The sequence below is a fragment of the Dactylosporangium thailandense genome (assembly GCF_059739745.1).
In genome coordinates this window covers 11,543,014-11,566,589 of the sequence record NZ_AP029195.1, presented here as the reverse complement: position 1 = coordinate 11,566,589, position 23,576 = coordinate 11,543,014, and the positions used below count along the sequence as shown (strand labels likewise).

26 protein-coding genes and 1 tRNA gene are annotated in these 23,576 nt (G+C 66.9%); 12 read left to right on the top strand and 15 right to left on the bottom strand.

The window, feature by feature from the left end; all coding sequences use genetic code 11:
- Positions 1-3 precede the first annotated feature (3 nt).
- From AC6JBM_RS52035 to AC6JBM_RS52025, 3 genes are all read left to right on the top strand, one after another.
- Positions 4-438: an NUDIX hydrolase gene (locus tag AC6JBM_RS52035; protein ID WP_497980913.1), complete on the top strand. Its 435-nt coding sequence runs from the start codon at positions 4-6 to the stop codon at positions 436-438.
- A 74-nt stretch (positions 439-512) separates the two neighbouring features.
- Positions 513-2,960 (top strand): transketolase C-terminal domain-containing protein, encoded by a 2,448-nt coding sequence (locus AC6JBM_RS52030; RefSeq protein WP_497980912.1) that lies wholly within the window; start codon positions 513-515, stop codon positions 2,958-2,960.
- 107 nt (positions 2,961-3,067) lie between these two features.
- Complete coding sequence (locus AC6JBM_RS52025; RefSeq protein WP_259858988.1) at positions 3,068-3,499, top strand: DUF3052 domain-containing protein; 432 nt, start codon at positions 3,068-3,070, stop codon at positions 3,497-3,499.
- Between the two features lie 78 nt (positions 3,500-3,577).
- On the opposite strand, the gene AC6JBM_RS52020 is transcribed toward AC6JBM_RS52025, so the two are convergent.
- On the bottom strand, positions 3,578-6,115 hold the full coding sequence (locus AC6JBM_RS52020; protein ID WP_497980911.1) for an Hsp70 family protein: 2,538 nt from the start codon (positions 6,113-6,115) through the stop codon (positions 3,578-3,580).
- 46 nt (positions 6,116-6,161) lie between these two features.
- Between AC6JBM_RS52020 and AC6JBM_RS52015 the strand changes: the two genes are divergently transcribed.
- On the top strand, positions 6,162-6,620 hold the full coding sequence (locus AC6JBM_RS52015; protein WP_350615120.1) for a peroxiredoxin: 459 nt from the start codon (positions 6,162-6,164) through the stop codon (positions 6,618-6,620).
- A 64-nt stretch (positions 6,621-6,684) separates the two neighbouring features.
- A tRNA-Val gene (locus tag AC6JBM_RS52010) sits at positions 6,685-6,759 on the top strand.
- Positions 6,760-6,825: 66 nt separating this feature from the next.
- Here the strand turns inward: AC6JBM_RS52010 and AC6JBM_RS52005 are convergent.
- The 7 genes from AC6JBM_RS52005 to AC6JBM_RS51975 all read right to left on the bottom strand — a co-directional run bounded on the left by AC6JBM_RS52005 (position 6,826) and on the right by AC6JBM_RS51975 (position 11,306).
- Complete coding sequence (locus tag AC6JBM_RS52005) at positions 6,826-8,034, bottom strand: tyrosine-type recombinase/integrase (RefSeq protein WP_497980910.1); 1,209 nt, start codon at positions 8,032-8,034, stop codon at positions 6,826-6,828.
- On the bottom strand, positions 8,031-8,150 hold the full coding sequence (locus AC6JBM_RS52000; RefSeq protein WP_497986727.1) for a helix-turn-helix domain-containing protein: 120 nt from the start codon (positions 8,148-8,150) through the stop codon (positions 8,031-8,033). The genes AC6JBM_RS52005 and AC6JBM_RS52000 overlap by 4 nt, the downstream gene beginning before the upstream one ends.
- A gap of 181 nt (positions 8,151-8,331) precedes the next feature.
- Positions 8,332-10,050: an FtsK/SpoIIIE domain-containing protein gene (locus AC6JBM_RS51995; protein WP_497980909.1), complete on the bottom strand. Its 1,719-nt coding sequence runs from the start codon at positions 10,048-10,050 to the stop codon at positions 8,332-8,334.
- Positions 10,047-10,304: a hypothetical protein gene (locus tag AC6JBM_RS51990; protein ID WP_497980908.1), complete on the bottom strand. Its 258-nt coding sequence runs from the start codon at positions 10,302-10,304 to the stop codon at positions 10,047-10,049. The genes AC6JBM_RS51995 and AC6JBM_RS51990 overlap by 4 nt, the downstream gene beginning before the upstream one ends.
- Positions 10,301-10,915: a DUF2637 domain-containing protein gene (locus AC6JBM_RS51985; RefSeq protein ID WP_497980907.1), complete on the bottom strand. Its 615-nt coding sequence runs from the start codon at positions 10,913-10,915 to the stop codon at positions 10,301-10,303. Before AC6JBM_RS51985 ends, AC6JBM_RS51990 begins: the two co-directional genes overlap by 4 nt.
- On the bottom strand, positions 10,912-11,064 hold the full coding sequence (locus tag AC6JBM_RS51980) for a hypothetical protein (protein WP_497980906.1): 153 nt from the start codon (positions 11,062-11,064) through the stop codon (positions 10,912-10,914). Before AC6JBM_RS51980 ends, AC6JBM_RS51985 begins: the two co-directional genes overlap by 4 nt.
- 68 nt (positions 11,065-11,132) lie before the next feature.
- Positions 11,133-11,306, bottom strand: a complete 174-nt coding sequence (locus AC6JBM_RS51975) for a hypothetical protein (RefSeq protein WP_497980905.1) — start codon at positions 11,304-11,306, stop codon at positions 11,133-11,135.
- Positions 11,307-11,555: 249 nt separating this feature from the next.
- On the opposite strand from AC6JBM_RS51975, the gene AC6JBM_RS51970 reads away from it, so the two are divergent.
- From AC6JBM_RS51970 to AC6JBM_RS51960, 3 genes are read left to right on the top strand one after another with little or no spacing between them, the layout of a single operon-like run.
- Positions 11,556-12,263 (top strand): DUF5919 domain-containing protein, encoded by a 708-nt coding sequence (locus tag AC6JBM_RS51970; protein WP_497980904.1) that lies wholly within the window; start codon positions 11,556-11,558, stop codon positions 12,261-12,263.
- An 8-nt stretch (positions 12,264-12,271) separates the two neighbouring features.
- Positions 12,272-12,748, top strand: a complete 477-nt coding sequence (locus AC6JBM_RS51965) for an NUDIX hydrolase (RefSeq protein WP_497980903.1) — start codon at positions 12,272-12,274, stop codon at positions 12,746-12,748.
- Positions 12,741-13,205 (top strand): hypothetical protein, encoded by a 465-nt coding sequence (locus tag AC6JBM_RS51960; RefSeq protein WP_497980902.1) that lies wholly within the window; start codon positions 12,741-12,743, stop codon positions 13,203-13,205. Before AC6JBM_RS51965 ends, AC6JBM_RS51960 begins: the two co-directional genes overlap by 8 nt.
- On the opposite strand, the gene AC6JBM_RS51955 is transcribed toward AC6JBM_RS51960, so the two are convergent.
- Genes AC6JBM_RS51955 through AC6JBM_RS51945 form a run of 3 tightly spaced genes read right to left on the bottom strand, consistent with a single transcriptional unit; the run spans position 13,170 to position 14,449 of the window.
- A complete protein-coding gene (locus AC6JBM_RS51955) occupies positions 13,170-13,715 on the bottom strand; it encodes an HD domain-containing protein (protein WP_497980901.1) in 546 nt (181 codons plus the stop codon). The two genes, AC6JBM_RS51960 and AC6JBM_RS51955, sit on opposite strands and share 36 nt — an antisense overlap.
- 30 nt (positions 13,716-13,745) lie before the next feature.
- A complete protein-coding gene (locus AC6JBM_RS51950) occupies positions 13,746-14,186 on the bottom strand; it encodes a GntR family transcriptional regulator (protein WP_497980900.1) in 441 nt (146 codons plus the stop codon).
- 32 nt (positions 14,187-14,218) lie between these two features.
- On the bottom strand, positions 14,219-14,449 hold the full coding sequence (locus AC6JBM_RS51945; protein ID WP_497980899.1) for a hypothetical protein: 231 nt from the start codon (positions 14,447-14,449) through the stop codon (positions 14,219-14,221).
- 171 nt (positions 14,450-14,620) lie between these two features.
- Between AC6JBM_RS51945 and AC6JBM_RS51940 the strand changes: the two genes are divergently transcribed.
- The gene (locus AC6JBM_RS51940) at positions 14,621-15,352 is read left to right on the top strand and encodes a phospholipase D-like domain-containing protein (protein ID WP_497980898.1); all 732 of its coding nucleotides are present in this window, start codon (positions 14,621-14,623) and stop codon (positions 15,350-15,352) included.
- Here the strand turns inward: AC6JBM_RS51940 and AC6JBM_RS51935 are convergent.
- The 4 genes from AC6JBM_RS51935 to AC6JBM_RS51920 all read right to left on the bottom strand — a co-directional run bounded on the left by AC6JBM_RS51935 (position 15,340) and on the right by AC6JBM_RS51920 (position 19,831).
- Entirely contained in the window at positions 15,340-15,705 is a 366-nt protein-coding gene (locus tag AC6JBM_RS51935) for a hypothetical protein (RefSeq protein WP_497980897.1), read from the bottom strand. The two genes, AC6JBM_RS51940 and AC6JBM_RS51935, sit on opposite strands and share 13 nt — an antisense overlap.
- A 339-nt stretch (positions 15,706-16,044) precedes the next feature.
- The gene (locus AC6JBM_RS51930; RefSeq protein WP_497980896.1) at positions 16,045-17,730 is read right to left on the bottom strand and encodes a DUF262 domain-containing protein; all 1,686 of its coding nucleotides are present in this window, start codon (positions 17,728-17,730) and stop codon (positions 16,045-16,047) included.
- The gene (locus AC6JBM_RS51925; protein ID WP_497980895.1) at positions 17,727-18,161 is read right to left on the bottom strand and encodes a hypothetical protein; all 435 of its coding nucleotides are present in this window, start codon (positions 18,159-18,161) and stop codon (positions 17,727-17,729) included. Before AC6JBM_RS51925 ends, AC6JBM_RS51930 begins: the two co-directional genes overlap by 4 nt.
- A gap of 491 nt (positions 18,162-18,652) precedes the next feature.
- Complete coding sequence (locus AC6JBM_RS51920; protein WP_497980894.1) at positions 18,653-19,831, bottom strand: AAA family ATPase; 1,179 nt, start codon at positions 19,829-19,831, stop codon at positions 18,653-18,655.
- A gap of 950 nt (positions 19,832-20,781) precedes the next feature.
- On the opposite strand from AC6JBM_RS51920, the gene AC6JBM_RS51915 reads away from it, so the two are divergent.
- From AC6JBM_RS51915 to AC6JBM_RS51905, 3 genes are all read left to right on the top strand, one after another.
- A complete protein-coding gene (locus tag AC6JBM_RS51915) occupies positions 20,782-21,336 on the top strand; it encodes a Uma2 family endonuclease (RefSeq protein WP_497980893.1) in 555 nt (184 codons plus the stop codon).
- Positions 21,337-22,134: 798 nt separating this feature from the next.
- On the top strand, positions 22,135-22,605 hold the full coding sequence (locus AC6JBM_RS51910; RefSeq protein ID WP_497980892.1) for a hypothetical protein: 471 nt from the start codon (positions 22,135-22,137) through the stop codon (positions 22,603-22,605).
- Entirely contained in the window at positions 22,602-22,955 is a 354-nt protein-coding gene (locus AC6JBM_RS51905) for a hypothetical protein (RefSeq protein ID WP_497980891.1), read from the top strand. Before AC6JBM_RS51910 ends, AC6JBM_RS51905 begins: the two co-directional genes overlap by 4 nt.
- The last annotated feature ends 621 nt before the right edge of the window (positions 22,956-23,576 follow it).

The following is a 23,576-nucleotide window of genomic DNA, read 5'->3' as shown; positions in this document are numbered from 1 at the left end:
CCGGTGATCGAGCGCCGAGTCGCCGTCGTGTTCCTGGTCGACCCCCAGGGGCGCGTGCTCATGCAGCACCGCGACCAGCGGGCCAAGGTCTCGCCGAACCAGTGGGCGATGCCCGGCGGCAAGATCGAGGACGGGGAGTCCCCGGAGGAGGCCGCGCGCCGCGAGGTGCAGGAGGAGACGGGGCTCGACGCCGGGGCGATCGAGCCGTACCTCGTGCGCACCCGCCCCTCGGTGACCACCGCCGACGGCGAGGTCGAGATGCACGTCTTCTGCGGGCCCACCGACGCCCGCCAGGAGGACGTGGTGCTCGGTGAGGGCCAGGCCATGGTGTTCCTCACACCCGAGGAGGCGCTCGCCCGTGACCTGGGCGTGACCGCGGCGCTGCTGCTGCCCGGGTTCCTGCGGTCACCGCAGTACCGGGCGCTGGCCGAGCGGTAGCCCGAGGGTCGTCCGGACGGCCGGAATCTCCCAGTACACCTGCTGTGGGTGGCATCAGATGACCGTTTTCGGCCATGCTGTCGAGCGTGACCACCCCTCAGGATCTCGACGAGCGGTTCCGTGCCGAGCTCGCCGGGCTCGTCGCCGCGACCGGTTCGCGGGACGTCGACGAGCCCGTCCGCGAGGACACCGCGCTGACCGGCGAGCAGGCCCGAGCGCTCTACGACGCCCAGTCGACGAGCCGCCACCTGGACCTGGCCGCGCGCTGGCTGCGCAGCTTCGACGCGGGGTACTACACCATCGGGTCGGCCGGGCACGAGGGGAACGCCGCCGTGGCCGCCGCGCTGCGGGCGACCGACCCGGCGCTGCTGCACTACCGCTCGGGCGGGTTCTACTGCATGCGCGCGGCCCAGGTGGCCGGCAGCGACCCGATCCGCGACGTGCTGCGCGGCGTCGTCGCCTCGGCCCGGGAGCCCATCGCCGGCGGCCGGCACAAGGTGTTCGGCCACGCCGACCTGCACGTGGTGCCGACGACGTCGACGATCGCCTCGCACCTGCCGCGGGCGGTCGGGGTGGCGTACGCGCTGGGCCGGGGCAAGCGCCTGAGCCCGCCCGGCGGCGGGCACGGCTGGCCGGCCGACGCGATCGCCGTGTGCTCGTTCGGCGACGCCTCCATCAACCACGCGGCCGCGACCGCCGCGTTCAACACCGCCGGCTGGTGCGACCACATCGGGCTGAAGCTGCCGCTGCTGTTCGTCTGCGAGGACAACGGGCTGGGCATCAGCGTGCGCTCGCCCGAGGGCTGGGTGGCCGCGGCGCTGAGCAGCCGCCCGGGGCTGCGGTACTACGCGGCCGACGGCTGCGACGCGGCCGAGACCTACGACCGGGCGGCGGAGGCGGCGGCCTGGGTCCGGCGGTACCGCCGCCCGGCCGTGCTGCACCTGAGCACCATCCGGCTGATGGGCCACGCCGGCGCCGACGCGGAGATGGCCTACCGCTCCCCCGTGGAGATCACCGCCGACCTGGCCCGCGACCCGCTCGTGCACACGGCGCGGATGCTGGTCGAGGCGGGCGTGGCCACCCCGGCGGAGCTGATGACCCGCTACGACGAGATCGGCTGGGAGGTGCGCCGCATCGCCGAGGAGGTGCTCGGCGAGCCGAAGCTGGCCTCCGCCAACGAGGTCACCGCCCCGCTGGCCCCGCGCCGGCCGGTGCGGGTCTCCCGGGCCGTCGCCGACGCGGCCGCGCACCTGGGCGCCGACGAGCCCCTCGGCGAGCCGCACGAGGAGCCGGAGGAGGACCGGGAGCTCGACGACGACCTCGAGTTCGCCGAGCTCTCCGCGGCCGCCGACGACGGGGACTGGCCCGAGCCGGAGCCGACGCCGTTGCCGGCCACCATCCGGCCGGTCTCCGGGACCCCGCGCAGCACCGGCAACGGCCATCCGGCGAGCCGCCTGGCCGCGTTCGGCGGGAAGCTGCCGGAGAAGGGCGGGCCGCTGACCCTCGCCCAGACCATCAACGCCACGCTGACGGACGCGATGCTGGCGTACCCGCAGATGGTCGTCTACGGCGAGGACGTGGCGGCCAAGGGCGGCGTCTACGGGGTCACCAAGGGGCTGCGGGACCGCTTCGGCGCGACCCGGGTGTTCGACACGCTGCTGGACGAGACGAGCATCCTGGGCCTCGGGCTCGGCGCCGGGCTGGCCGGGATGCTGCCGGTGCCGGAGATTCAGTACCTCGCCTACCTGCACAACGCCGAGGACCAGCTGCGCGGCGAGGCGGCCACGATGCAGTTCTTCTCGCAGGGGGCCTTCCACAACCCGATGGTGGTGCGGGTCGCGGGCCTGGCCTACCAGCTCGGCTTCGGCGGGCACTTCCACAACGACAACGCCCTCGCGGTGCTGCGCGACATCCCCGGCCTGGTGGTGGCCGCGCCGTCGCGGGCCGAGGACGCGGCCGCGATGCTGCGCACCTGCCTGGCCAGCGCGGTCGTCGACGGCAGCGTGTGCGTGTTCCTGGAGCCGATCGCGCTGTACCACACCCGCGACCTGCACACCGAGAACGACAACTGGTGGCTCGCGGACTACGCCCCGCCCAGCGAGTGGTCCGCCCTCCACGTGCCGATCGGGCGGGCCCGGGCGTACAGCACCGGCCCCAACGACGACCTGACGATCATCACCTTCGGCAACGGGGTGCGCCTGTCGCTGCGGGCCGCCGCCCGGCTCGCGGCCGAGGGTGTCGCCTGCCGGGTCGTCGACCTGCGGTGGCTGTCGCCCCTGCCGGTGGGTGACATCATCAAGAACGCCTCCGACACCGGCCGGGTCCTCGTCGTCGACGAGACCCGCCGCTCGGGCGGGGTCGGCGAGGGCGTCATCGCCGCGCTCGTGGACGCCGGATACGTCGGGGTGGCCCGCCGGGTGGCCGCCGTGGACTCGTTCGTGCCGCTCGGGCCGGCCGCCAACCACGTGCTGGTCTCCGAGGAACAGATCGTCCAGGGCGCGAAATCGCTGCTGGCCCGGTAACTTGGACCGATAGTTTTTCGATCGCATCGGTGCGCCACTTGCGTTGACGGCCCGTACTGTGTGGACTACGCGCTAACAGTGGTTGTTGCGACAGGAGGCAGTGGACAGTGAACGCGACCGCGGGTCAGGCCGAGGTGAAGAGCCTGGCGGACCGGTTCGGAGTCGAACCGGGCATGGTCGTTATGGAGATGGGGTACGACGACGACGTCGACCAGGATCTCCGCGACGTCCTGATCGACCGGTGCGGGGAGCTGGTTGACGAGGAGACCGACGAGGTCGTCGACGTGGTGCTGCTGTGGTGGCGCGACGACGACGGTGACCTGGTCGAGACGCTCATCGACGCCCTCGGCCCGCTGGCGGACAACGGCGTGGTGTGGCTGCTGACGCCGAAGGCCGGCCGCCCCGGGCACGTCGAGCCGAGCGAGATCAACGAGTCGGCGCCCACCGCCGGGTTGCAGCAGACCTCGACGGTCAACGCGGGCAAGGACTGGACCGCCGCCCGGCTGGTCGCGCCCCGCGCCGCCCGCTCGCGCCGGTGAGCTCGCCCCCCGGCGAGCTCGTGCTTTAGGCTTTCGGGCCGCGCCAGTCATCCGGCGCGGCCATCCTTCGTGGCGAAGTCACGCCGTTGGCTGCGGCGTGACCTTCTTCGAAGCCGGGGTCGAGGGCTGCTTGGAGCCCCATCCCGAGCTCGACGTCGACGGCTGCGGGTTCTTCGTCCGGGTGGTGGTCGGCCCGCTGCCCGGCTGCCAGTCCTCCGGCATGAACACGCGCACCTGGGTGAACGACGCGTCGGCGTTCTTCCCCGACAGGGTGAACGCGCCGAGGTTCACCTTCCCCGCGTGGATCTGCTCGTCCGTGACCGGCCCGAACCGCACGCCGTTGACGAAGGCGTTGAGCTCGGTCCCCTCGACCTTGAACGCCAGGTAGGGGTCCCCGACGCCCTGCTGCGGCTGGAACGCCCACTCCTTGAGCAGGTCCTTGGGGCCGGGCAGGTCATTGTGCAGCTTGTAGAGGCGCACGTGGCCGTCGTCGCACAGGCCCAGCGTGTAGCCGTAGTCGCTGGTCCGCAGCCACATGCCCGCGCAGCCCGAGCTCAGCTTGACCTTGGCCTCGATGCTGCCGTCGTTCATCGGCACGTCCAGCGGCGGCTTCAGGGTGCAGCCGGTCAGGCCCGGCGCGGCGTCGGTGGTGACCCGCAGCCGCCCGCCGCCGGTGTCGCAGCGGCCGCCCTCCGACTCCTGCTGGGACCTCCAGAGCGTGTCCACGGCGCCGAAGCCCTGGTCGCGCCAGCCGTTGGGCACCCAGCTGGGCTCGTCTTCGCGGTTGTACTGCGGGATCTGCGCGACCCCGCCGCCGGAGGTGCCCGCGTCCGGGCTGTAGGACGAGGTGCCCGCCGCCCGGTCGTCGCCCGTCGTGCGGTTCTGGAACACCACGTAGCCGGCCAGCGCCAGCGCGACGACCAGGATGCCGATCAGCAGCGGGACGGCCCAGTTGCGCCCGCGGGACGGGGGCGGCGGGGCCTCCTCGCGCGGCGGCGGGGCGTAGACGGCGGGCTGGGCGGCGGGCGAGACATACGCCTGCGGGGGCGGGGGCTGCGGCACCGGGCGGACGGGCGGGACGGCCGGGGCCATGGGGCGCAGTCGTTGCGTGGCTTCGGCATCGGTACCGTATGCCGCCCTGGCGTTCGGGTGTTGCTGCTGGTGCTGCTGGTACTGGGGGCGCTGCGGGACGGTCGGATAGGCGTTCGGCGGCTGCTGGAAGGCCGCGGGGCTGACGGGCACGCCGCTGACGGGGGCCGGGGCGCCGCTCACGGGCATGGGCGCGCCGCTGACCGGCATCGGGGCGCCGCTCACGGGGGTCTGCTGGAAGGCCGCGGGGCTGACCGGGACTCCGCTGACCGGGACTCCGCTGATCGGAGCCTGCGGCTGCGGCTGGGCTTGCACTTGCGGCTGGGCTTGCGGCTGCGGCTGCGGCTGCGGATTTTGTGGCGTTTGTCCGGATTGTCCGGGCCACATGACGGCGCCGGGGTTCTGGTTCGGAGGCGGAGTCGCGGGCGGAGTGGCCGCGGGTGGGGCGGTCGCGTTGGAGACGTTCACCCACGCGCGCAGGCTGCCCTCGGCGACGACGAGCTCGGGCTGCTCGATGACGGTCGGGGCCACGCCGAGCTCGCGCTGCAGCAGGGTGGCGACGAGCGGCACGCGGCTGGAGCCGCCGACCAGGAACAGGCCGGCCAGCTTGTCCTTGTCCATCTTGGCCCAGCGCATGACGGCCCCGGTGGTGCGCACCGTCTGCTCGAGCATCGCCCGGGCCTTGTCCTCGAACTGCTCCCGCGTGATCGTGACGTCGGCGGCGGCGATCGGCACGTGCAGCGCCGCGCTCGCCGAGCGCGACAGCATCTCCTTGGCGATCCGCGCGTCGTCCCACAGCATGCGGCGGTGGCGGCGGTCCTCGGTGCTCTGCGGGTTGTCCAGCCGCGCCCACACCTCGGGGTTCTCGATCTGCCCGCGCGCGCGCTCGACGACGAGGGCGTCGAGGTCGAGCCCGCCGAGGTCGTCGATGCCGTCGACGGCGCGGACGTCGAAGCCCTCCCCGGACCGGCTCACGAGGCTGGCGTCGAAGGTGCCGCCGCCGAAGTCGTACACGAGGAGGCCCTGGTCGCCGGTGAGAGGCTTCTGCAGTACACCGGCAAAATAATGGGCGGCGGCGACCGGCTCGGGCATGAGCGCCGGCTGGGGCAGCCCGGCGAGCTTCGCGCCCTCGACGAGCGCGAGCCGCCGCGACACGCCCCACGCGGCCGGGTGCGTGAGGGTGAGCTCGGCGACCGGCCCGCCCGCGACCCGCACGGCCTCGGTCTTGACGTGCCCGAGCACCGCCCCGATGAGCGTCGGCACCGTCAGCTCCCGATCGCCGAGCAGCACGCTGCCGTCGTCGATGCGGCGCTTGGGGCTACCCTCGAACCGTGACGGGTCGACGCGCGCGGCGTGCACCGCGTCCCGCCCGACCAGCAGCGCCCCGTCGGTCTGCGCGTAGACGGCGGACGGCAGCAGCGGCGAGCCGTCGAACAGCAACGGGCGCACCCTCCCGTCCGGCCACGCGAGGAGCGCGACGGTGTGGGAGGTCCCGAAGTCAATGCCGAGCCGCGGCCCTGCTGCCATGCGGGCGAGTGTAGGCCCCCGGTACGACAGCTGGCATATTCGAGGTATGACAGTGGATGTCGGAGATCCGGCACCGGACTTCACCCTGCGCGACCAGAACAACCAAGAGGTCAGCTTGACCTCGTACCGCTCCCACAAGGCGGTGCTCCTGGTCTTCTACCCGCTAGCGTTCACCGGCACGTGCCAGGGCGAGCTCGGAGCCCTGCAATCGTCCCTGGACGATTTCCGGAACGACCGCGTCGAGGTCCTGACCGTGAGCGTGGACTCCCCGTACGCGCACAAGGTCTGGGCGGACCGCGAGGGCTACACCTTCCCGATGCTCTCGGACTTCTGGCCCCACGGGGCGGTCGCCTCGGCGTACGGCGTCCTGAACACCGCAAGGGGCTACGCCGACCGCGGCACGTTCCTGATCGACCCGGACGGAGTGATCGCCTTCACTGAACACGTGTCGGCGGGCCGCTCACGCGACATCGAGGTCTGGCGCTCGGCGATCGCGGCACTGTGACCGGCTAGGGCTGCTGGGCACTGTTCGGTACCATCTGAGTACCCGTCCTCCGGTGTGAGGACCGGGGCGCGTAGCTCAGTGGAAGAGCACCCGCCTTACAAGCGGGGGGTCGTTGGTTCGAACCCAACCGTGCCCACCAGCAAGTTCTGCCCGTCCAAGCGGGTGCTCGCCAGTCATTTACGGCATCACTTACGGCAGTTGTTGCTTACGACAGCCAGCCGTCGAGCTTGTCGAGCGCTTTGCGCATTTCGTGCAGGTTCGAGTGGGCGTAGATCTTGAGCGTCAGCTTCACGTCCGAGTGCCGGGCGATCGCCTGGACGATGTGCGGCGGCACCCCAAGCTCCATCAGTACCGTGACGACGGTGTGCCGAAGATCATGGAGCCGGACGTCGGGCAGGCCCGCGCGCTCCCGGACGCCGGTGAAGTGGCGCGCGAGGTTCCGCGGCTCCATCGGGGTGCCGATCTCCGACGGGAAGACCAGTCCGTGCTCCTTCCAGTCGTCGGCCAGCGCGGCACGCTCCTGGTCCTGGAGCTTCCGATGCCGTTCGAGCGTGGTACGGGTGATCTCCGGCAGCGGCAGAATGCCGTCGGAGCTTTCGGTCTTGGTGTCCTGAATGTGCAGCTCGCCGCCAGCCCGCTGGACCGTCTTCTCGATCGTCATCGTCCCACTGCCGAGATCGACGTCCTGCCACCGCAGGCCGAGTAGCTCGCCGCGCCGAAGCCCCGTCGTGGCCGCGACTACGTACAGGGCGTACAGCCGGTGCCCGTGGGCCGCCTTCAGCAGTAGCTTCACCTCGTCGACCGAGAGCCCCTTGCCGATCCGGTAGCGCGGGGCGGTCACCTTGACCAGGGTCGCGACGTTCCGGGCCAGCAGTTCCTCCCGCATGGCGTGCTGGAGGGCGTTGCGGAGCACCGCGTGGACGTACTGCACCTGCCGGACGCTCGGGTACCGCTCACAGCAGGCACCGACCGAGCAGCACCGGCCCTTCCGGTCCCACCCGTTCGCGCAGCACAGGCACTTGTGCTTCATGCCGTCGAGGAACATCCGGACGTGCTGCACCTGAAGCCCGGCCAGCCGGCGCCGGCCGAGCCCCGGGATCAGGTGCAGCCGGACGGCGCTCTCGTAGCCCTCGGCCGTCTTGGGCCGAAGGCCCGACACATGCACCTGCAACCAGTACCGCAGGTACTCCGCCACCTTCCAGGATCGATCCGGCGCCGGGATGCCCCGGTGCGACTTCGCCTTCAGCTCGACCAGACGCTCGTGCGCCTGGTCCCACGTCTTGCCGTACACGGTCTTGCGCTTCATGGTGCCGTCGGTCGTCAGCACGTACGCCGTGCCGGCCCACGTGCCATTCGGACGCTGGTAGATCGAACCTTCGCCGTTGGGGTTCCGGCTACCTTTCTGCTTGCTCAACGCTCCTCCTCCAGGAGACTGGCGATCGCTTCGTCGATCGCCGAGCGAGGTACCAGCCGGCGGCTGCCGATCTTGATGGATCGCAGCCGGCCGGTTCGGATAAGTTGGTAGGCCAGTGACCGGCCGATGCCGAGTTCTCTGGCGGCTTCCTCTACACGCAGTAACCTCTTCTCTCGTCGTGGCTCGGTGGTGCTCGTGCTCGCCTCCTCTCAGGTCGTGGGTTGTCCGAGCGAACGTCCGTCCGTCGTCCGCCCGCGCGCTGACGTGCGCAGACGCGTGCGCAGGGCGGACGGACGTTCAGTCGTCCGCGGACGACCTCCAGCGCCCACGGGTCACCTGAGCGGCCCGCCCTTCCTGGACGTACTGCTGCAACCGGTCGTAGATCCATGTCCGCCTCATTCCGGTGAAGTGCATGAGTTCGGGGACGCTCAGCCCGTCGCTCGGCGCGTCCCTGAGCGCCATCTGGAGGGTGACCTCGGGCTGGGTGATGACTTCGCCCTCGACGACCTCGTCGGGCTCCGCGAGCGCCCGCTCGGACAGCTCGTCGAGCGGCGGCCGGCTGTCGGCGTAGCGGGTGGCGGTGGCCTGGACGTCGTCGTCGGTGACGAGGTAGCCGCGTGCGCGGCGAGGTTGGGTGTGTCCGTCGCCGAGGATGTAGAACTTGCCGGGTGCGTCGAGGGTGTGTGCGTGCCAGCCAGCGCTGAGCATGCCCTTGTCGAGGATGAGGTCGACGTCGCGCCGCTCGCGGACGCGGAGGCAGATGCGGACGCTCATCTGCGAGCGCAGCGCTCCCCCGCCCATGGACTTCTGCGTCGGCCGTTGATTGGCGGCGAGGAGCGTCGTGGCGACCGCCCTACCCCGCCGCGCGATGGACTCCGCCGCCTCCACCGCGCCGGGAGCCTGCTCGACAAGCTCCGCGTACTCGTCCACGACGATGACGAGCGCCGGGGTCCGCGTGGTGGGTTCCCAGACTCGGCTACCGCTACGGCTCATCGCCTCCGCCCGGGCTTCGAGGACTCGCACACCATCCCGGAGTAGGGCGGCGGCTTCGGCGGGCGTGGTGGCGAGCCTGGCGAGGCAGGAGGCCCACGGGCGGAGCTCCATCCCGCCCTTGAGGTCGACGCCCCAGAGCACGACGTCGGGGCATGCGGCGAGGTTGCCGAGGATGACATTCAGGACGCCGCTCTTGCCCGCATCGGTGGTTCCGCCGATGAGGATGTGCTTGCGTAGCAAAGAAATCCGGACGGTAGCGGCATCCTCGAACACGCCGAGTTCGACCGGATCGGCCACCGACTGGACGCTAGGCCCGCGCCATGGGATCGCACCGGCGTGCGGGTCAGCGGCGAGCACCCGCATCGTGAATCGTCCGGCGTGCGCCGGATCGGCCTCGACGCGGACCGCGCCCGGCCGGGTGCCGAGCCCGGATTCGATGGCCGGCACTCGGGCAACGACATCGGCGACGCTCTGCCCGTTGGCGAGGTGGAGCCTTGCTCGCCAGCCCCATACGTCGACCACAGCGGACATGACCCGCGACCCGGCGAGCCCAATGTTCTCCGCGATGTCCGGCCAAGCCTGGATGGTGCGGTCCACCCGGACGCGGGCCCGCCGCCGCCGGTGCGTCCACCACGGCACCGCGAACGTGAGCATCGTGGCGAACAGCAGCATCGGCAGCGGGTCGCTCATCGGCCCTCGTGAGGTGGCCGCAGCAAGCCACCCACCGGCCGTCATCGTGCCCGCGGCGGCGTAGACGCGTTCCTCGGCACGGTCGATGTTCCATGGCGATCCGGTGGTCAGCGCGAGCCCGGCCGCCGCCGCGGCGGTGCCGAGGACCCACGGCCAGACGTCCGGGTGCCGTGCGTGCAGGACGGCGCCACCGCTCAGCAGGCACAGCGCAACGGTGAGCGGCGCAAGTTCAGAGCGGTACCGGAACAGGAACCGGCCAAGACCAACGACCAGGCTCGGTCGCTCGTCGAGCAAGATCAGTTGCCGTCGGTGTCGCCGGCTGTAGGCCTTCATCGCTGGATCTCGTCGCGGAGGTAGCTCAGCGCGTCGGCGTCGCCCTCGGCAGCCGCGTTGAGGGTGGCGTTGGCGGCGGCGAGGAGGTTGGCGTGCTCGGTCCGCGCGAACGTCAGCAACTCGCCCTGTCGCTCGATCTCGGCCAGCAGGACCGGGATGTCAGCGACGGCGGTCCAGAGCGCTACGCGGGTGCCGCGGGTGACCGCGGCGGTGACGTGCGCGCGGACGGTTTCTCTGTCGACGGTCGGGTTCATCGATTGGTCGCTGCCTCCTCTCGTTCGGCCGCCAGGGTTCGGCGGAGCGCGGTGGCCTTGGGACTGGAGATGCGCAGCGCGGTGCGGAGGGCGTCACGGGTGATCGGCTGCCCGTCGTGCTCGGCGCGGTGCTGCGCGTCGGCCTCACGGGCGGCGGTCAGCAGCTCGTCGTCGGTCCGGGTCTGAGTCCGGACCGGTTCGGTCGCCGCCGGTACCGGGTCGTCTCCGGTCCGGACCGCGTGCAGGTGCGCAGTCAGTCCAAGAACGGCTGCCGGTACGGCCCCGACGACCACGACCACCGGCCAGGACACGACGAGCAGCCCAGCTGCCGCAGCGTGGTAGATCGCGTTGCCGACGATGCTCGCTGAGATAGCCCCGATCGCGTTGGCACGGGCGAACCGGATGGCCCGCCGAGGGCTGATCCCGGCGAGCCACACGCGGGCGGAGGTCATGGCGTAGGCGTCGATGGTGACGGGCAGCAGGATCGCGAGCCGCTCCGGCCACCCGGACAGCAGCGCGAGCCCGCGCAGCCCGGTGAAGCTCGCGACCGCCGCCGAGGTCGCGGCGACGAGCATCCCGGCCATGACCCACCCATCGCGGCGCCCGGTCACAGGTCGAGTCCAGCGATGTAGTGGGCGGCGGCGGTGACGAGCCGGCCGATGCTGGGTGCGATCGAGGATGAGGCGAGGAAGTACCCGAACAGCACGCACACGGCGATGTGCCAGATCGGCGTCCGGGTGTAGCGCCAGAGCAGGTACACGAGCAGTCCGAGCAGCAGGACCGCTGAGACCGAGATGATCAGCGTGAACTCCTTTCGGTAGCAGGGATTCAGAGGTTCGGGCCGGACGAGTTGGGCCCGGGCCGGCAGTGCGTGCGGGCGGTGTGGCGCCGCTGCCAGCGAACGCGGGCGCGGCACTTGCGGCAGGAGGTCGAGTTGTCGGTGTCGAGCTTCGCGCCGCAGGGGCAGCGGTCCTCACCGTCGAGCGGGCCGGGCAGTGACAACGAATGGACTCCCTTCGAGTGGTCACCGAACCTCCCGCTAGAACTTGAACATGATGTACATGTGCAAGTCTAGGTCGAAGCGGAGGCCCGGTGAAAGTTCGTCGTGCTTCGATGTCATGAGCATGCGGCACATCGACGGGACGTGTTCAGGTCATGGCTGGACGTATCGAAGATGTCTCCCATAGGGTGGTCATCTGTCGAGACGTCCTGCGACGGGGAGCCATGCCAAACGAACGCCTGCGCTCAGCCATGCTTGAACGCGGCCTCACCCCGGCCGGCCTCGCGGACGTCCTCGAGGTCGACCCGAAGAGCGTCGAGCGCTGGATCAGCGGCCGGCTGCCGTACCGCCGCCATCGCTACGCCGTAGCGGCCCGCCTGGGCGTGGACGAGTCGTACCTGTGGCCGGAAGCGATGAGCCGTGACCAGGTCGCGAACGCCTCCGAGAGCGAGATCGTCAACATCTACCCGGCCCGCTGGGCGGTCCCGTCAGAGCTGTGGCGCTCGTTCTTCGACAACGCCGAACGCGAGATCGGCATCCTGGTCTACTCCGGCCTGTTCATCCCCGAGGACCAGGGCATCCTCCGCGCGATCCGCCGCAAGGCCGAGAACGACGTCAAGGTCCGCGTCCTACTCGGCGACCCGGCCAGCGAGAACGTCCGCCAACGCGGCATCGACGAGGGCATCGACATGGACATGAGCGCCCGCTGCCGCATGGCCCAGGTCCTCTACGCCCCACTGCGCGACATCGACGGCGTGGAGTTCCGCCTGCACGAAACGATCCTCTACAACTCGATCTACCGCGTTGACGACCAGATCCTCGTCAACACCCACATCTTCGGCACACCCGCCTCCAACGCCCCGGTCCTGCACCTGCGCCACGTCGCCGGCGGCGACATGGTCGGCACCTACGTCGAAAGCTTCGACCGGGTCTGGGCCGGCGGCACACCCTTGGATTGAGGTCCGCCATGGCCCGCCGCATCGACTACTTCGACGACCCCGACGCCCCAAAGGCCAACAGCCTCGTCCCATCAGCGAACGCGGTCGTCGTCAACGACCAGGGCGAGATCCTGCTCATCCACCGCACGGACAACGACAACTGGTCGCTGCCGGGCGGCGCGATGGAGCCCGGCGAGTCGATGACGGACTGCGCCATCCGCGAGACCCACGAAGAGACCGGCATCCACGTCGAGGTCACGGGCCTGATCGGCATCTACACCGACCCCCGCCACGTCATCCTTTACACCTCGAACAACGAGGTCCGCCAAGAGTTCTCCATCGTCTACCTCGCCCGTCCCCTCGGCGGCGAACCAACCCCGAGCGACGAGTCCCGCGAGGTCGTCTGGGTCTCCCCGGACGCGATCGACGCACTGACGATGCACCGCTCGATGCGCCTGCGGATCGAGCACTACCTCACCCGCGCCGGGAAGCCGCACCTTGGATAGCGACTGGGTCAACGCCGCAGGCAGCGTCTTCAGTGCCCTCGGTACCGTCGGCGCGTTCATCGTCGGCTTCGTACTCCTCCGCCGCGAGCAGAACCGCGAAGCCGACCGCGCCGAAGACGAACGCCGAGGCCAGGCCGCCAGCATCAGCGCCTGGGTAGAGATGCATCGCAAACCCGACGGCACGCGTGAGCTGGCGTTCCACATCCACAACGCCAGCCAGATGCCGATCTACGAGGTGGAGCTCCCGATGCCAGAGGGCGGCGACGCCGAGTTTGTCGGCCTCGTCCCGCCCGGGCAGACGGTCCGCCGCCTGGCCCCGGCGTCGTGGCTACGGTCGTACGTCGACCCCGAACCCGTCGAGATCGAGTTCCTGGACAGCGCCGGCCGCCGCTGGGTCCGCAACGAGCAGGGCCGCCTAACCTCAGCGACCGAGAGCAGCGTGAACTCGACTCGTTGACGCCTCCAGCTGCGTCCGAGCCTCCGTCAACGACACAGTGACAAGGTGGCCGTCCCCGTAGCGCTCGAACGCCTCGGCCAGCCGTTGGTCGAGATTCATGCGTTGGCCGGTCGGGCTGGTTGTGACGTCGCAGAACGTCAGCGCGTCGAGCACGAAGTCGGCCGGGCTCGGAAACTCCCCGGCCAACTCATCGGCCAGCCCGCGGTTCCGCGCCTCGACGAGCGCACACGTGTGGTTGGCGACGAGTCGGATCAGTCGCTCGTCGACGTGCTCGACATCCCGGAGGTACCGAGCCCCGTCGAGGGGATGAAAGCCGGCCTTGTTGAGGTCCGGCGCGTACCCGATGTCGTGCAGCCAGGCTGCGCAGATCAGCAGGTCAGCGTCGGCGCCGACGATGTGGGCGATGTCCTCCGCGGTGTGTCCGACGCCTTGGACGTGCGCCCACCGGGTCGGCAGCGGCTCGGCCAGCAGATGACGCGCAAGGTCACGAGCCCACGGGACATGTTCCACATGTCCGAGACTAAGGCCCGTCGATCACATCTACTTCACGTACCGACCCTTGCCCTGCACCGACACCGTGATGTCCTGCAACGCTGCCAGAGCCTGCCGTGCGGTCCCGCGAGCCACCCCGTATTGCTCGACCAATGCTGACTCGCTTGGTAGCAACGCCCCGGCCGCCAGCTCCCCGGACACGATCAGCGCCCGCAACTCCGCCGCGATCCGCTGGTACTGCGGCTGAGCAGTCCGGCCCGACCCGCCGGGCCTGGCCACGATCCTTCCGCGGCCGGGCTGCGTGACGATCAGTCCCTCGTCGCTGAGCTGGTCCAACGCCCTCCGGACGGTGTTGCGCGCTACGCCGAACTCAGCGGTCAAGGCAGCCTCCGACGGCAGTGCAGCACCCGGCTCCAGCTCGCCAGAGGTGACCCTGGCGCGCAGCGTCTCAGTGATGCCGCGATAGGCACCCCAAGCCGTCGACCGCATGCCGCCCTTCCTCGCTCCTCGTGAACCGCACGTCAGTTTCCCAGCCCGGCAACCGTGACACCGCGGGCAGCCGCCCGCACGATCAGATCAGCAAGCAGCCCCGCAACAGCCGGCGACACCTGCCCAACTTCGACCACCGGCAGCCCTTCACGCCCGACAACGGCATGGAGCAGCGGAAACGCCCGCCCAACGTCGAACCCGGCCTCCTCCAGAGCCAACGCCAACGCGTCCGCCGCCCGCCGCGCGTCCTCGTCACCAGCCATGCTCGTCTCGCTCTCATTGAGGCGACATCGCACCTGGACGGGCCAACGGCCAACACGTGTCGCTGACGCCAGCCTTACCCGAGACGTCCCACCCGGGTACCACGTACGAGGGACGTCTAGGGACTTCTTGCGTAGAATCGGCTGCATTCAATGGCTTGAGCGGAGGCCGTCGTGCGCCACCCCCTAACCCGAGCACTCGCTAGCGCCGGCCTCACGGCCCAGGACGTCGCCACCCACCTCCAGGTCGACCCCAAAACCGTCGACCGCTGGTTCGCCGGGCGCGTTCCCTACCCCCGCCACCGCAACGAACTCGCCCGCCTCACCGGCTGGAAACCCGCCGAACTCTGGCCGACAACCGCCGAGCGTGAGCCTCAGCCAGCAGTAAACGAGATTGTGGCAACCTACGCGAACCGGAGCCTCGTCCCCGCCGAGACTTGGCGCAGCCTGTTCCGGAACGCGGAACATGTGATCGACATTGTCGCGTACAGTGCCCTGTTCTTACTGGAGGATCCGGGGATCATCCGCGCTCTGACCGGACGTGCAGCCGCAGGCATACCGATTCGGATCGCGCTGGGCGACCCAAACGCCCGGCAGGTCGCCCAGCGCGGCTCAGATGAGAATATCGGCGGGGTCATGGCAGCACGGATCCGCAATGCTCTGATCCTAATCGAGCCGATCAGGCACCTCAGCAGCCTGCAACTGCGCCTTCACGATACCGTACTGTACGACTCAATTTACCGTGGCGACGACGACTACTTCGTAAACATCCACGTCCACGCCACACCCGCATCACGGGCGCCGGTAATGCATCTACGGAAGTGCGCGGACGAGACATCATCTACTCGACTTTATCAAGCCGCAATCAGCCACGTCTGGGCGTCTGCACGCAATTATGCCGACTGAACGAGATAGCCGATAGCCTTCTTCCGCCGCTCGAACTGCCGCTCACCCAGCAGGATCGCATGATCGGTCCACACTCGCCGGTACTCCGATGTGCGTTCGCCGGCTCGAATCCGTGCCGGATTCAGTTCGCTCTCGACGCGGGTTCGATAGGCATCGAAGAAGTCAGCGAACTTCAGTTCTTCATTATCCTTGAGAATCGCGGAGTAACCAGAGGTCAAGTCGTCAATTATATGGCCGCGGAAGCGGGAGCTCGGAACGTGCAGTGTCAAATAGTACATACAATGAATGACCACAAGCAGGCGCACCTCCATCGCTGCACAATGCGGACAGCGCCCTTCAGGCAGCAGACTCATCGTTTCTCCACCTCCGCTTCAATACGGCTAAAGCCACGCATGGAAGAGAATGCAGGATATCGACGAGCGTTGCCACAGCACGGTCATGGACGTCTTCGGCCTAGTAAGTCGTCTCCAGTCGTCCTAGCGCCTCGGACGCCCTGGCCCGTCCGAGTCTTCGGAGCTCGAAATAGCAGGCGACTTCAGGCCATCCATCGCTCCGCGCATACGCGCAATACCGCCACGACTCGCAATCGGCCCTCTTCTGTTCCATCCGATCTACAAGCGCAGCATCAGTATTGACGCATGGGTACAGATCGCCGTGGCAAGCACTTGAACGAACTGGTCTAGTTGAGGACGTCAGTCGGTGTCAACCGGCGCCGACCCTACCGCTTGTTCGCTCGCCTTGATCTTCATGATGGACTGGAAGCTATGCTCACGCTCAACCAACAGCTGCTGTCGAATCACGATGAACCCCCGCGCATCATTGCTCCGCAGAGCATCTAGCGCGTCTTGGTTGAGGCAGTGCGACTCGAGCGCACCAGGCGGCGCGGACCGAAGCTCGTGATCAATCCACTGGCGCAGGCTGCCCCGCTCTACACCCGGGGGCCGAATGAGCCGATTTGCAGGCGATCCGGTTAGATCCCGTGGAAGATCAGCGAAAACATAGCCAACAGCATCCGGCCCGCGCTCAGCGATTCCACGCCATGGATCTTTGATGAGTCTTCCGTCAAGATCTTGCGGACCTGACTTCAGCATCATCAAGAGAAGCGTTCGCGTCCTAGCGCTTCGCATGTCAAATGTCGAAGGAAAAGGCAGCGACATTGCATTCATGTCAAAGTTCTCTAGGCGAATAGGCTCGGCCATCTTTGGGCTAGTGCGAAGCTCGGCTATTAGTGAGTTGATTCGTGAGGGATTAGCAACACCGAACCATCCCGAGAAAGACGAAACCCAAAACCATCTACGCATGAAGTCCAATTGCTCGGGCGTCGGGTCCGGGAATCGATCAAAGAACGCCGACAAGACCGCAATCTGCATCAAGTAGGGCAACAGCCGGCTCGTGTGCACGCCTTCAGCCTTCAAGAAGGAGACCACAAGGTCCATGCTCGTCTTTGTGCGTCGTGCCCCTTCCTGAAGCCTAGGAAGAATTTCTTCTCGGCGCGTAGAGGCAAGTCTAGTCCAGTCAGTCTTATAAACGTCTTCATCTATGTTCGCCAGAACAGCACGAAGAATCATAGTTCGGTCAAGATCCGGGAAGTTCTGTTCTCCTAGTTGTGCAGCGATGGAGTCGATCTCCGAAGCAAGGTCGAACTGCGAAGCCGTGCCCGATTGCCGGTAAGTCAGTGCACTGACCATCTGGTCTGCCGACATGGCTTGCCCCTTCGAGTTGAGCCTTGCGAAGATCTCAACCGCCTGCGATAAGCCCGTCTGGCGAATTCTAATAACCGGTACCCGATAGTGCTGAAATGCTCTTGCTAGCTGACTTACCTTGGCAATAAAAGCCTCTGCTCGCTTGGGATCGGTTGACAGCGCCGCACGAGTGGCGTCTGCGGCGGAAAAGAAGTTTATTGTATCGAGTAGTGACGTAAGCGGGAATAGAGTCTGCGGATCGTCTTGGGCGCGCCCATGCTGGAATCTTTCCACCGACATGTTCCATGCCAACTCCCATTGCAAGGGGTCTGTATCCGGAGCGATATACTTATCCCTCCGTGGAACCAACGCGCCAGCAAGAGTCGACAGACGTTGGTGCCCATCCAGCAGATATCCCACAGCGCCGCTGCGAGGATCCGGAAATTCGAATGGACCTAGCCGATCGAGTGTCGCTATTGGCTCATCCGTTTCCCAGACGAGTAGGCTTCCTATCGGATACTGGTTAAATACGGAGTCTAGGAGATCGGTCATCTGATCTCGCCGCCATACGAACGGGCGCTGAAATCGCGGAATTCGGAGGCGGCCGTCCGTCAACTCCTGGAGAAGTTCGTACAAGAAGACAACTTCCGGCCGCACTTCCACGACGGAGGGTCCGCGCCCATTTGGGACTGTCATAGGTTCTTCTCCATCTCAGCAAGCAATGCGACGAGCTCTCCTTCGCCATCACGGTTCATCAGCCCAGTAGCAGTGACCTGGTAGCCAAAGTTGTCCAGGAGATCAAATATGAAGTCTCCCATACCGATTTGCAAAGGAAATTCGGGAGGATAAATTTTGGCGGCAATATGTTCGGCACTACTCAACCCGGTCTTCATCGGGTAATGATCGCGAGCTATTTTGGACAATGAAAGGATCTGCCGAACAACGGGCATGCGATCGCGGCGCTTCATAGCAAAAACATATAGCGAGTCATCCGGGACATAGTTTTCAATGCTGCGCTTTTGGAGGATTAGAGAGGTGGCCCCTAATTCCCTTGCCGTCTTCACTACCTCACGCGCCGAGCCGGACAAATGCCCGGGGGTCTTTGCGTCGCTGTCAGCTATCGCCAAGACTCTCAACGGTAGGCTTTCGTCCGGGCGAGCGTCTAGGTACGGCTTCGCGAGCCGTAGTAGTTCCTTCGGAATTTCGTCGATTCCGCCAGCTTGGGCTATTACGATCATTGGGCTCGATCCGGTCATAGCGCGATGGATCGTCGGACGCAACGTACGGGCGATTAGCCTAATCCACTCGCCGTCAGTGTGGGCATTTTCAACAATGACGAGTGTTGGAAGTGAATAGTATCTGGCGATCTTTGCGGGATCACAATGGGAGCAGTCGCGGTGAGCGACCCACGCATTTCCTGAGTCGATCGAACCCCGGTACGCCTTCTGTAGAATTGTTCCGTACGCGGACCAAACGTGCCCCGGAAGGACTTTTGCCAACTCTTTCGGCGGAGGTGATACGATCGAATTCCACCGGTTAACAACCGAGAGTAACAACGAATGCAGGTGTACCTCATTATCCGCCAAGAATATAGGACATGCCGCGGACAGAGCGATTTTCACTTGTCACCCCGACCAAGGCCCATCGCCGACAGCTTTGCTTCGACGATGGCTTGCGCCTCCTCTGCGTCCGACTCGAAGACACCCATCGGCCAATTGTCAGCCGCGCCGTACTGGTCAACATTGATCTGGACTACCTCATGATTTTCGCTCACATAATAGAACGCAACATCACTGGCATCGAGCTCGCGCTGCGCGATCCGCCGTCGGAGCCTTAGAATAAGGTTCTCAGAGTGTGTCTCCGTGACAACGGTTGCTTTACTACTCGCCTCGATGAGGAGATCGCCGATCGCGCCGTGCGCAGAGGGGTGCAGATGCTCCTCTGGTTCCTCTACGACTACGAGTTGGGCACGCCGCCAACCGCGAGCCACACCCAGAAGAAGAGATACAACCGGCAAGACCGCCTGAGTGCCGCGGCCGCTTTCCGACAGACTGACCGGAGATTGGTTCCTGATCTCAACCAGCCGGAATGCAAAAGCCGCCTGGTCGATATCAACAAGAATTCCGCTAAGGTGCTCCCGATACCACGCTGACACTTCGGCCATCAATTCAGTATTCGTTGCCAATAGGAACGGAACTTCAGTAACAGTCCACCTATTTGGCTCTCGTGTAGCATATGTGCTTTGTATACGTGAACGCCCGCCAGGAATATGGATCGTCTGACGCACGATGGTTTGCATAAGGTTGGCGGCTTGGAAATAGGAGCTGCGCTCTTCCCTACCGTAATTCTCACCAATGGACTGGATGATAGTTTGACCTGAGTTAGTCGCCACGTCAAAGGACATCGTTTCCTCGCCCAGCTTAATTTGCCGCGGCCTGATATCGTGCTGCTCGACACCTGTCGTAACTAACTGGAGATCGATCCCAAGCGTCGTCGGCCGCATCCGCGCGGCTTGGGCTGGCGTGTCATCCCATCCCACTGCAAATGATACCCGTGGATGGGCCTGTTCAATGCTAGCAAGCTCCGCAAATGTAGAGCCGAATCTGAGTTCACCCGACGAGAGCACATATCCGTTGCGGATTTCAGCGAGGCTTGCGGTTGCAAACATTGGCAGCCGCGCAAGGGTGGTTTTACCGCTGTTGTTCCGCCCAAATATGACGGTTAGCGGACGCAGATCAATGCGGGTCGGTGCGCTGAACGCCTTGTACCCCTCGCATTGGACGTACCTGAGGAGCATAGTTCGTCTACCTCGCCTTCGCCTGCAACCTCGTTCGACGGCAGCGCTCGTCAACTCGCTAGACTACTGGCCCGGCGTCTTCTCAAGCGCCTGCCACGACCAAGCCTGAGGCGGCGCGCGGTCAAGATTTTGCGCCGACCGCTGACGGGTTGCGTCCCGTCATGAGATTGCTGGGGCGCACCTTCCGTCGCGGCCGCCGCGGAACAGCTCCCGCCGGACGTCTTGCCGCAGGACTCACGGCAACCGCCAGGACCCCGAACGACGCCGGAGTTGGCAGCGGACGGGTGGGCCCAAAAGCGTCCCGACCAAGCTAGGGATGGGCGCCGCAGCCACACGTGGCGACGGCTTGCACCAAGGCAGGGTCCAGAACGCAGGGCGTGTATCGATCACCGCGCGGGGGTCGCCAGGGCTGGTACCCAACTCAAGCTGTGTACTTGCCGGCTGGCCGGTCGGTCCTGCGGTCGGCTCGGCAGCTCCTATGGCAACCGCCAGCACGCTGCGCATCCGGGCGACGACTCGCATCCGGATCGTCGTTGGCCGACCATGACGTGCCGCGCGGCGAACGATCGCGTTTTTCGGCTCTCACCGACGGTCACAACCGACTGGAGTTGTGGCGGGTGTGGTTGCTCCTGGACGTGCTCATGCCGCTTGCGAGCGAGCGTCTTACGGCAACGCTTACGGCAATCGTCACGCACCGGTGCGGACGCTGCCGAGCGGCCACGATCGACCGTTACACGTCGTGTACGCGCCTGGACCACGGCAGACAGGGCGGGCAGAACTTACAAGCCGGGGGGTCGTTGGTTCGAACCCAACCGTGCCCACCAGCACAAACACGCCCCGCGTGAGGTGGCCCTTCCGGCAACCGTCCGACAACGACTTGACTCAGCCGGCGCGGGTCGGGTGCGTCCGGTTAGGGCCGGCACCGGGGTGGCGCCGATAGGATGGCCGCCATGAGCGCAGGAAGCGTCGGTCGGCACATGCCCTCCGTCATCACGCTCGACGACCTTGCCGCGATGATCGCCGAGGACCCGCACGGGCATCGGTATGAGATCAGCCCCGAGGGAGCGCTGTCGGTCATGCCGCCGCCCGACTCCGAGCACGCCGCGATCGCCAGCCGTTTGCTGGTCTGGCTCGCCGTCGCTGGTTGGCCTGCCGAGCAGGTCCTTCAGGCGGCCGGCATCCGCATCAGCGGGCCCACCGGCGAAGGGGCCCGCATTCCGGACCTGACCCTCTGGTCGAAGCCGCAACCGCGCAGCGTCTGGCTTGCCCTCACCGATCTGCTGCTGGTCGTCGAGATCGTGTCTCCGGGCTCGGAGGCGATGGACGAGATGGTCAAACGGCACGAGTACGCGGCGGCCGGCATCCCTCGGTACTGGGTGGTCGATCGGGATGCCGCGCTGACCGTCACGCTGCACCAGCTCGGCCGGGCAGGCGAGTACGAGGTGGCCACCAAGATGCCGCTGGCCTGGCTGCTGAACACGGCACCGGCGGATCACCTGGGCTGAAGCCGCCCACGTCGCCGCGACCAAGTCCGCTCGACACCGGCAACACGTCGACTGCCCCACATCCTCCGACAGGCCGTGCCTTCTTACGGCAACGCTTACGGCAACCGCCGCGACCTACCGATGACGGCCCAGACCACCGGTGAATAGTCTCCACACGCGACCGACCCGAACGGACCGCGACGGACGGAACGGGCAGAACTTACAAGCGGGGGTCGTTGGTTCGAACCCAACCGTGCCCACCGAATACGTCTGACCTGCATGAACGCCGGTGAGCCTCCGCAGGAGGGAAGCCGAACGATGCTCAAAGACCACCCGCTTACAGCTTTGGCGAGGACGCCGCCGCAACGCTCTGACCAGGCACGGTGAGGCATGCCACGCACAAAGCGCACCGACCCCCGAAGCACTTCAAGCCGTTCATCGAGTCGTTCGACCTGACAGTTCGCGCCGAGGCCGGACGGACCACCAACCGCCGCGGCCAAGTCCGCCCGGCACCGGCAACACGTCGACTGCCCCACATCCTCCGACAGGCCGTGCCTTCTTACGGCAACGGCCGCGGCCTGCCGAGGAGGGCCCAGAGCACCGACGAATCGTCCCCGCACATGACGGAACCGAACGGACCGGGCAAACCCTTACGAGCGGGGTCGTTGGTTCGAACCCAACCTGTACCCATCAGCAAAGACGCACCGGTGGAAGCCGCCCCCACGGCCAACGTACGGCAACGGCAGTGGGGCGAACGTTCGTCGGCACCGCACTGGCCTGCAGTGGCGACGCCCGCGAGTTCTGAAGTAGTGTTGATGTATGACCGCCGCACCGTTGGAGTCAGTGCCCTTCTCCGAGCTGCTGCGTCAGCCCGCCGAGACGACCGACCGCCTGACTCGCGCCCGCGCAGTGCGGCTGCGGCGGCGTGATGCCGCGGACCTCGTGTTGATGTCGGCCGAGCGCGCCGAGGCGGAGGCCGAGGTGATCGATGTGACCTCGCGACTGCTCGCGGGGGTCGCACGCCGCGACCCGGATCTGCTCCGCGAAGTACTCCCGAACGCGCTGCCCTGGGTTCGCTTCCTGCCTGCGACCGACATCGACGCCATGGCGGCCGAACTCGTTTCGACCACAGAAGCGGCTGCGGCACTCGGCAACACCGCGGCAGTGTCGCAGTGCCTCGTCGAGTGGCGGCACACGGCCGAGATCCATGCCGACCCTGACCTGTACCGGGTGCTGACGACACAGCCACTCGACGACTTCGGACCGGTGACTCGACCGGAGGAGCAGTGAGCGCCAAACGCGGCGACCGAGCAGCTCCGCCACCCCGCCCTGGGGGCTACGTCCTGCGCTTCGCCTCCAACGACGCCGCCAAAGGCTGGGAAGACTTGTGCCGGCAGGCCGCTGCAAACACTCGCACGGCGTTCGACGCGATCGAAGCCGACCCGTGCCCCTCTGTTCCCACCGCACGACAACATCCGCTCAAAGGCAGCCTCTCCATCGATACTTACGGCGGAAAATCTCTGGCCCAGTGGCAGTACGAAGTCACGGCCGGCGGCCGAGTCTGGTACCTGGTCGACCACGAGACCCAGACGTGCTGGATCAAACATGCCGGTACCGGCCATCCGAGAGCGACGGACTGACCTCGCGCCAGGAGATCCCTCCGAGCGCGTGGACCGAATAAGCCGTACGGCAACGCTTACGGCAACCCAGGCGTAGACGTGGTTGGCCGCATTACGGTCGGCGAAATGGGGCCAGCGATCATAGTCCCTGAACGCCGCGTCATGCGGATGGAACGGCGCCGGCACGGCGTCCTCCGCACTCGGGCTTCCGTCGTAGGCGCCGTGGACCGCGCGACTTCCGACGGGGCAAGGGAATGGTTCGTCCGAGAAACGCGACGTGATTACCGACGCGGCGGCACTCCGATCTTCGTTGAGGTTGCCGTCGCACGTCGAAGCAGTCGTTCGCGCCCGTATGAGCCGTAGGTGACGCCTGGCAGGTGAGGCGGACGGCAACAGCAATACCGCCTCACCGGCCGAACGCGACACCAACCCTCGGGCATTTCCCGTGCAGTACCTTGTCCGTGGGCCCGTTCCCAAAGGCGAGGAGAGCGCCGGCGTCTGGCCTGTTAAACGGTCAATCGGCTACCGAGCGCACTTCAGCGTGCACAGGTAGGGCGCGCCTCGTTGCGCGCAATTGCGTGCTGCTCTCGTTTCCTCCATCCCCCCACCACGAAGGTGGGTCGATTCCGCCTGCTCAGTTTC

Excerpts from the sequence above, each read along its gene's own strand:
- AC6JBM_RS51995 (WP_497980909.1), bottom strand. The coding sequence starts at position 10,050 with ATGAAGGCCTACAGCCGGCGACACCGACGGCAACTGATCTTGCTCGAC.
- AC6JBM_RS51945 (WP_497980899.1), bottom strand. The coding sequence starts at position 14,449 with ATGGCTGGTGACGAGGACGCGCGGCGGGCGGCGGACGCGTTGGCGTTG.
- AC6JBM_RS51950 (WP_497980900.1), bottom strand. The coding sequence starts at position 14,186 with ATGCGGTCGACGGCTTGGGGTGCCTATCGCGGCATCACTGAGACGCTG.
- AC6JBM_RS51965 (WP_497980903.1), top strand. The coding sequence starts at position 12,272 with ATGGCCCGCCGCATCGACTACTTCGACGACCCCGACGCCCCAAAGGCC.
- AC6JBM_RS51970 (WP_497980904.1), top strand. The coding sequence starts at position 11,556 with ATGCTTGAACGCGGCCTCACCCCGGCCGGCCTCGCGGACGTCCTCGAG.
- AC6JBM_RS52015 (WP_350615120.1), top strand. The coding sequence starts at position 6,162 with ATGACAGTGGATGTCGGAGATCCGGCACCGGACTTCACCCTGCGCGAC.
- AC6JBM_RS51915 (WP_497980893.1), top strand. The coding sequence starts at position 20,782 with ATGAGCGCAGGAAGCGTCGGTCGGCACATGCCCTCCGTCATCACGCTC.
- AC6JBM_RS51935 (WP_497980897.1), bottom strand. The coding sequence starts at position 15,705 with ATGAGTCTGCTGCCTGAAGGGCGCTGTCCGCATTGTGCAGCGATGGAG.
- AC6JBM_RS52020 (WP_497980911.1), bottom strand. The coding sequence starts at position 6,115 with ATGGCAGCAGGGCCGCGGCTCGGCATTGACTTCGGGACCTCCCACACC.
- AC6JBM_RS51990 (WP_497980908.1), bottom strand. The coding sequence starts at position 10,304 with ATGAACCCGACCGTCGACAGAGAAACCGTCCGCGCGCACGTCACCGCC.
- AC6JBM_RS51930 (WP_497980896.1), bottom strand. The coding sequence starts at position 17,730 with ATGACAGTCCCAAATGGGCGCGGACCCTCCGTCGTGGAAGTGCGGCCG.
- AC6JBM_RS51910 (WP_497980892.1), top strand. The coding sequence starts at position 22,135 with ATGACCGCCGCACCGTTGGAGTCAGTGCCCTTCTCCGAGCTGCTGCGT.
- AC6JBM_RS51920 (WP_497980894.1), bottom strand. The coding sequence starts at position 19,831 with ATGCTCCTCAGGTACGTCCAATGCGAGGGGTACAAGGCGTTCAGCGCA.
- AC6JBM_RS52030 (WP_497980912.1), top strand. The coding sequence starts at position 513 with ATGCTGTCGAGCGTGACCACCCCTCAGGATCTCGACGAGCGGTTCCGT.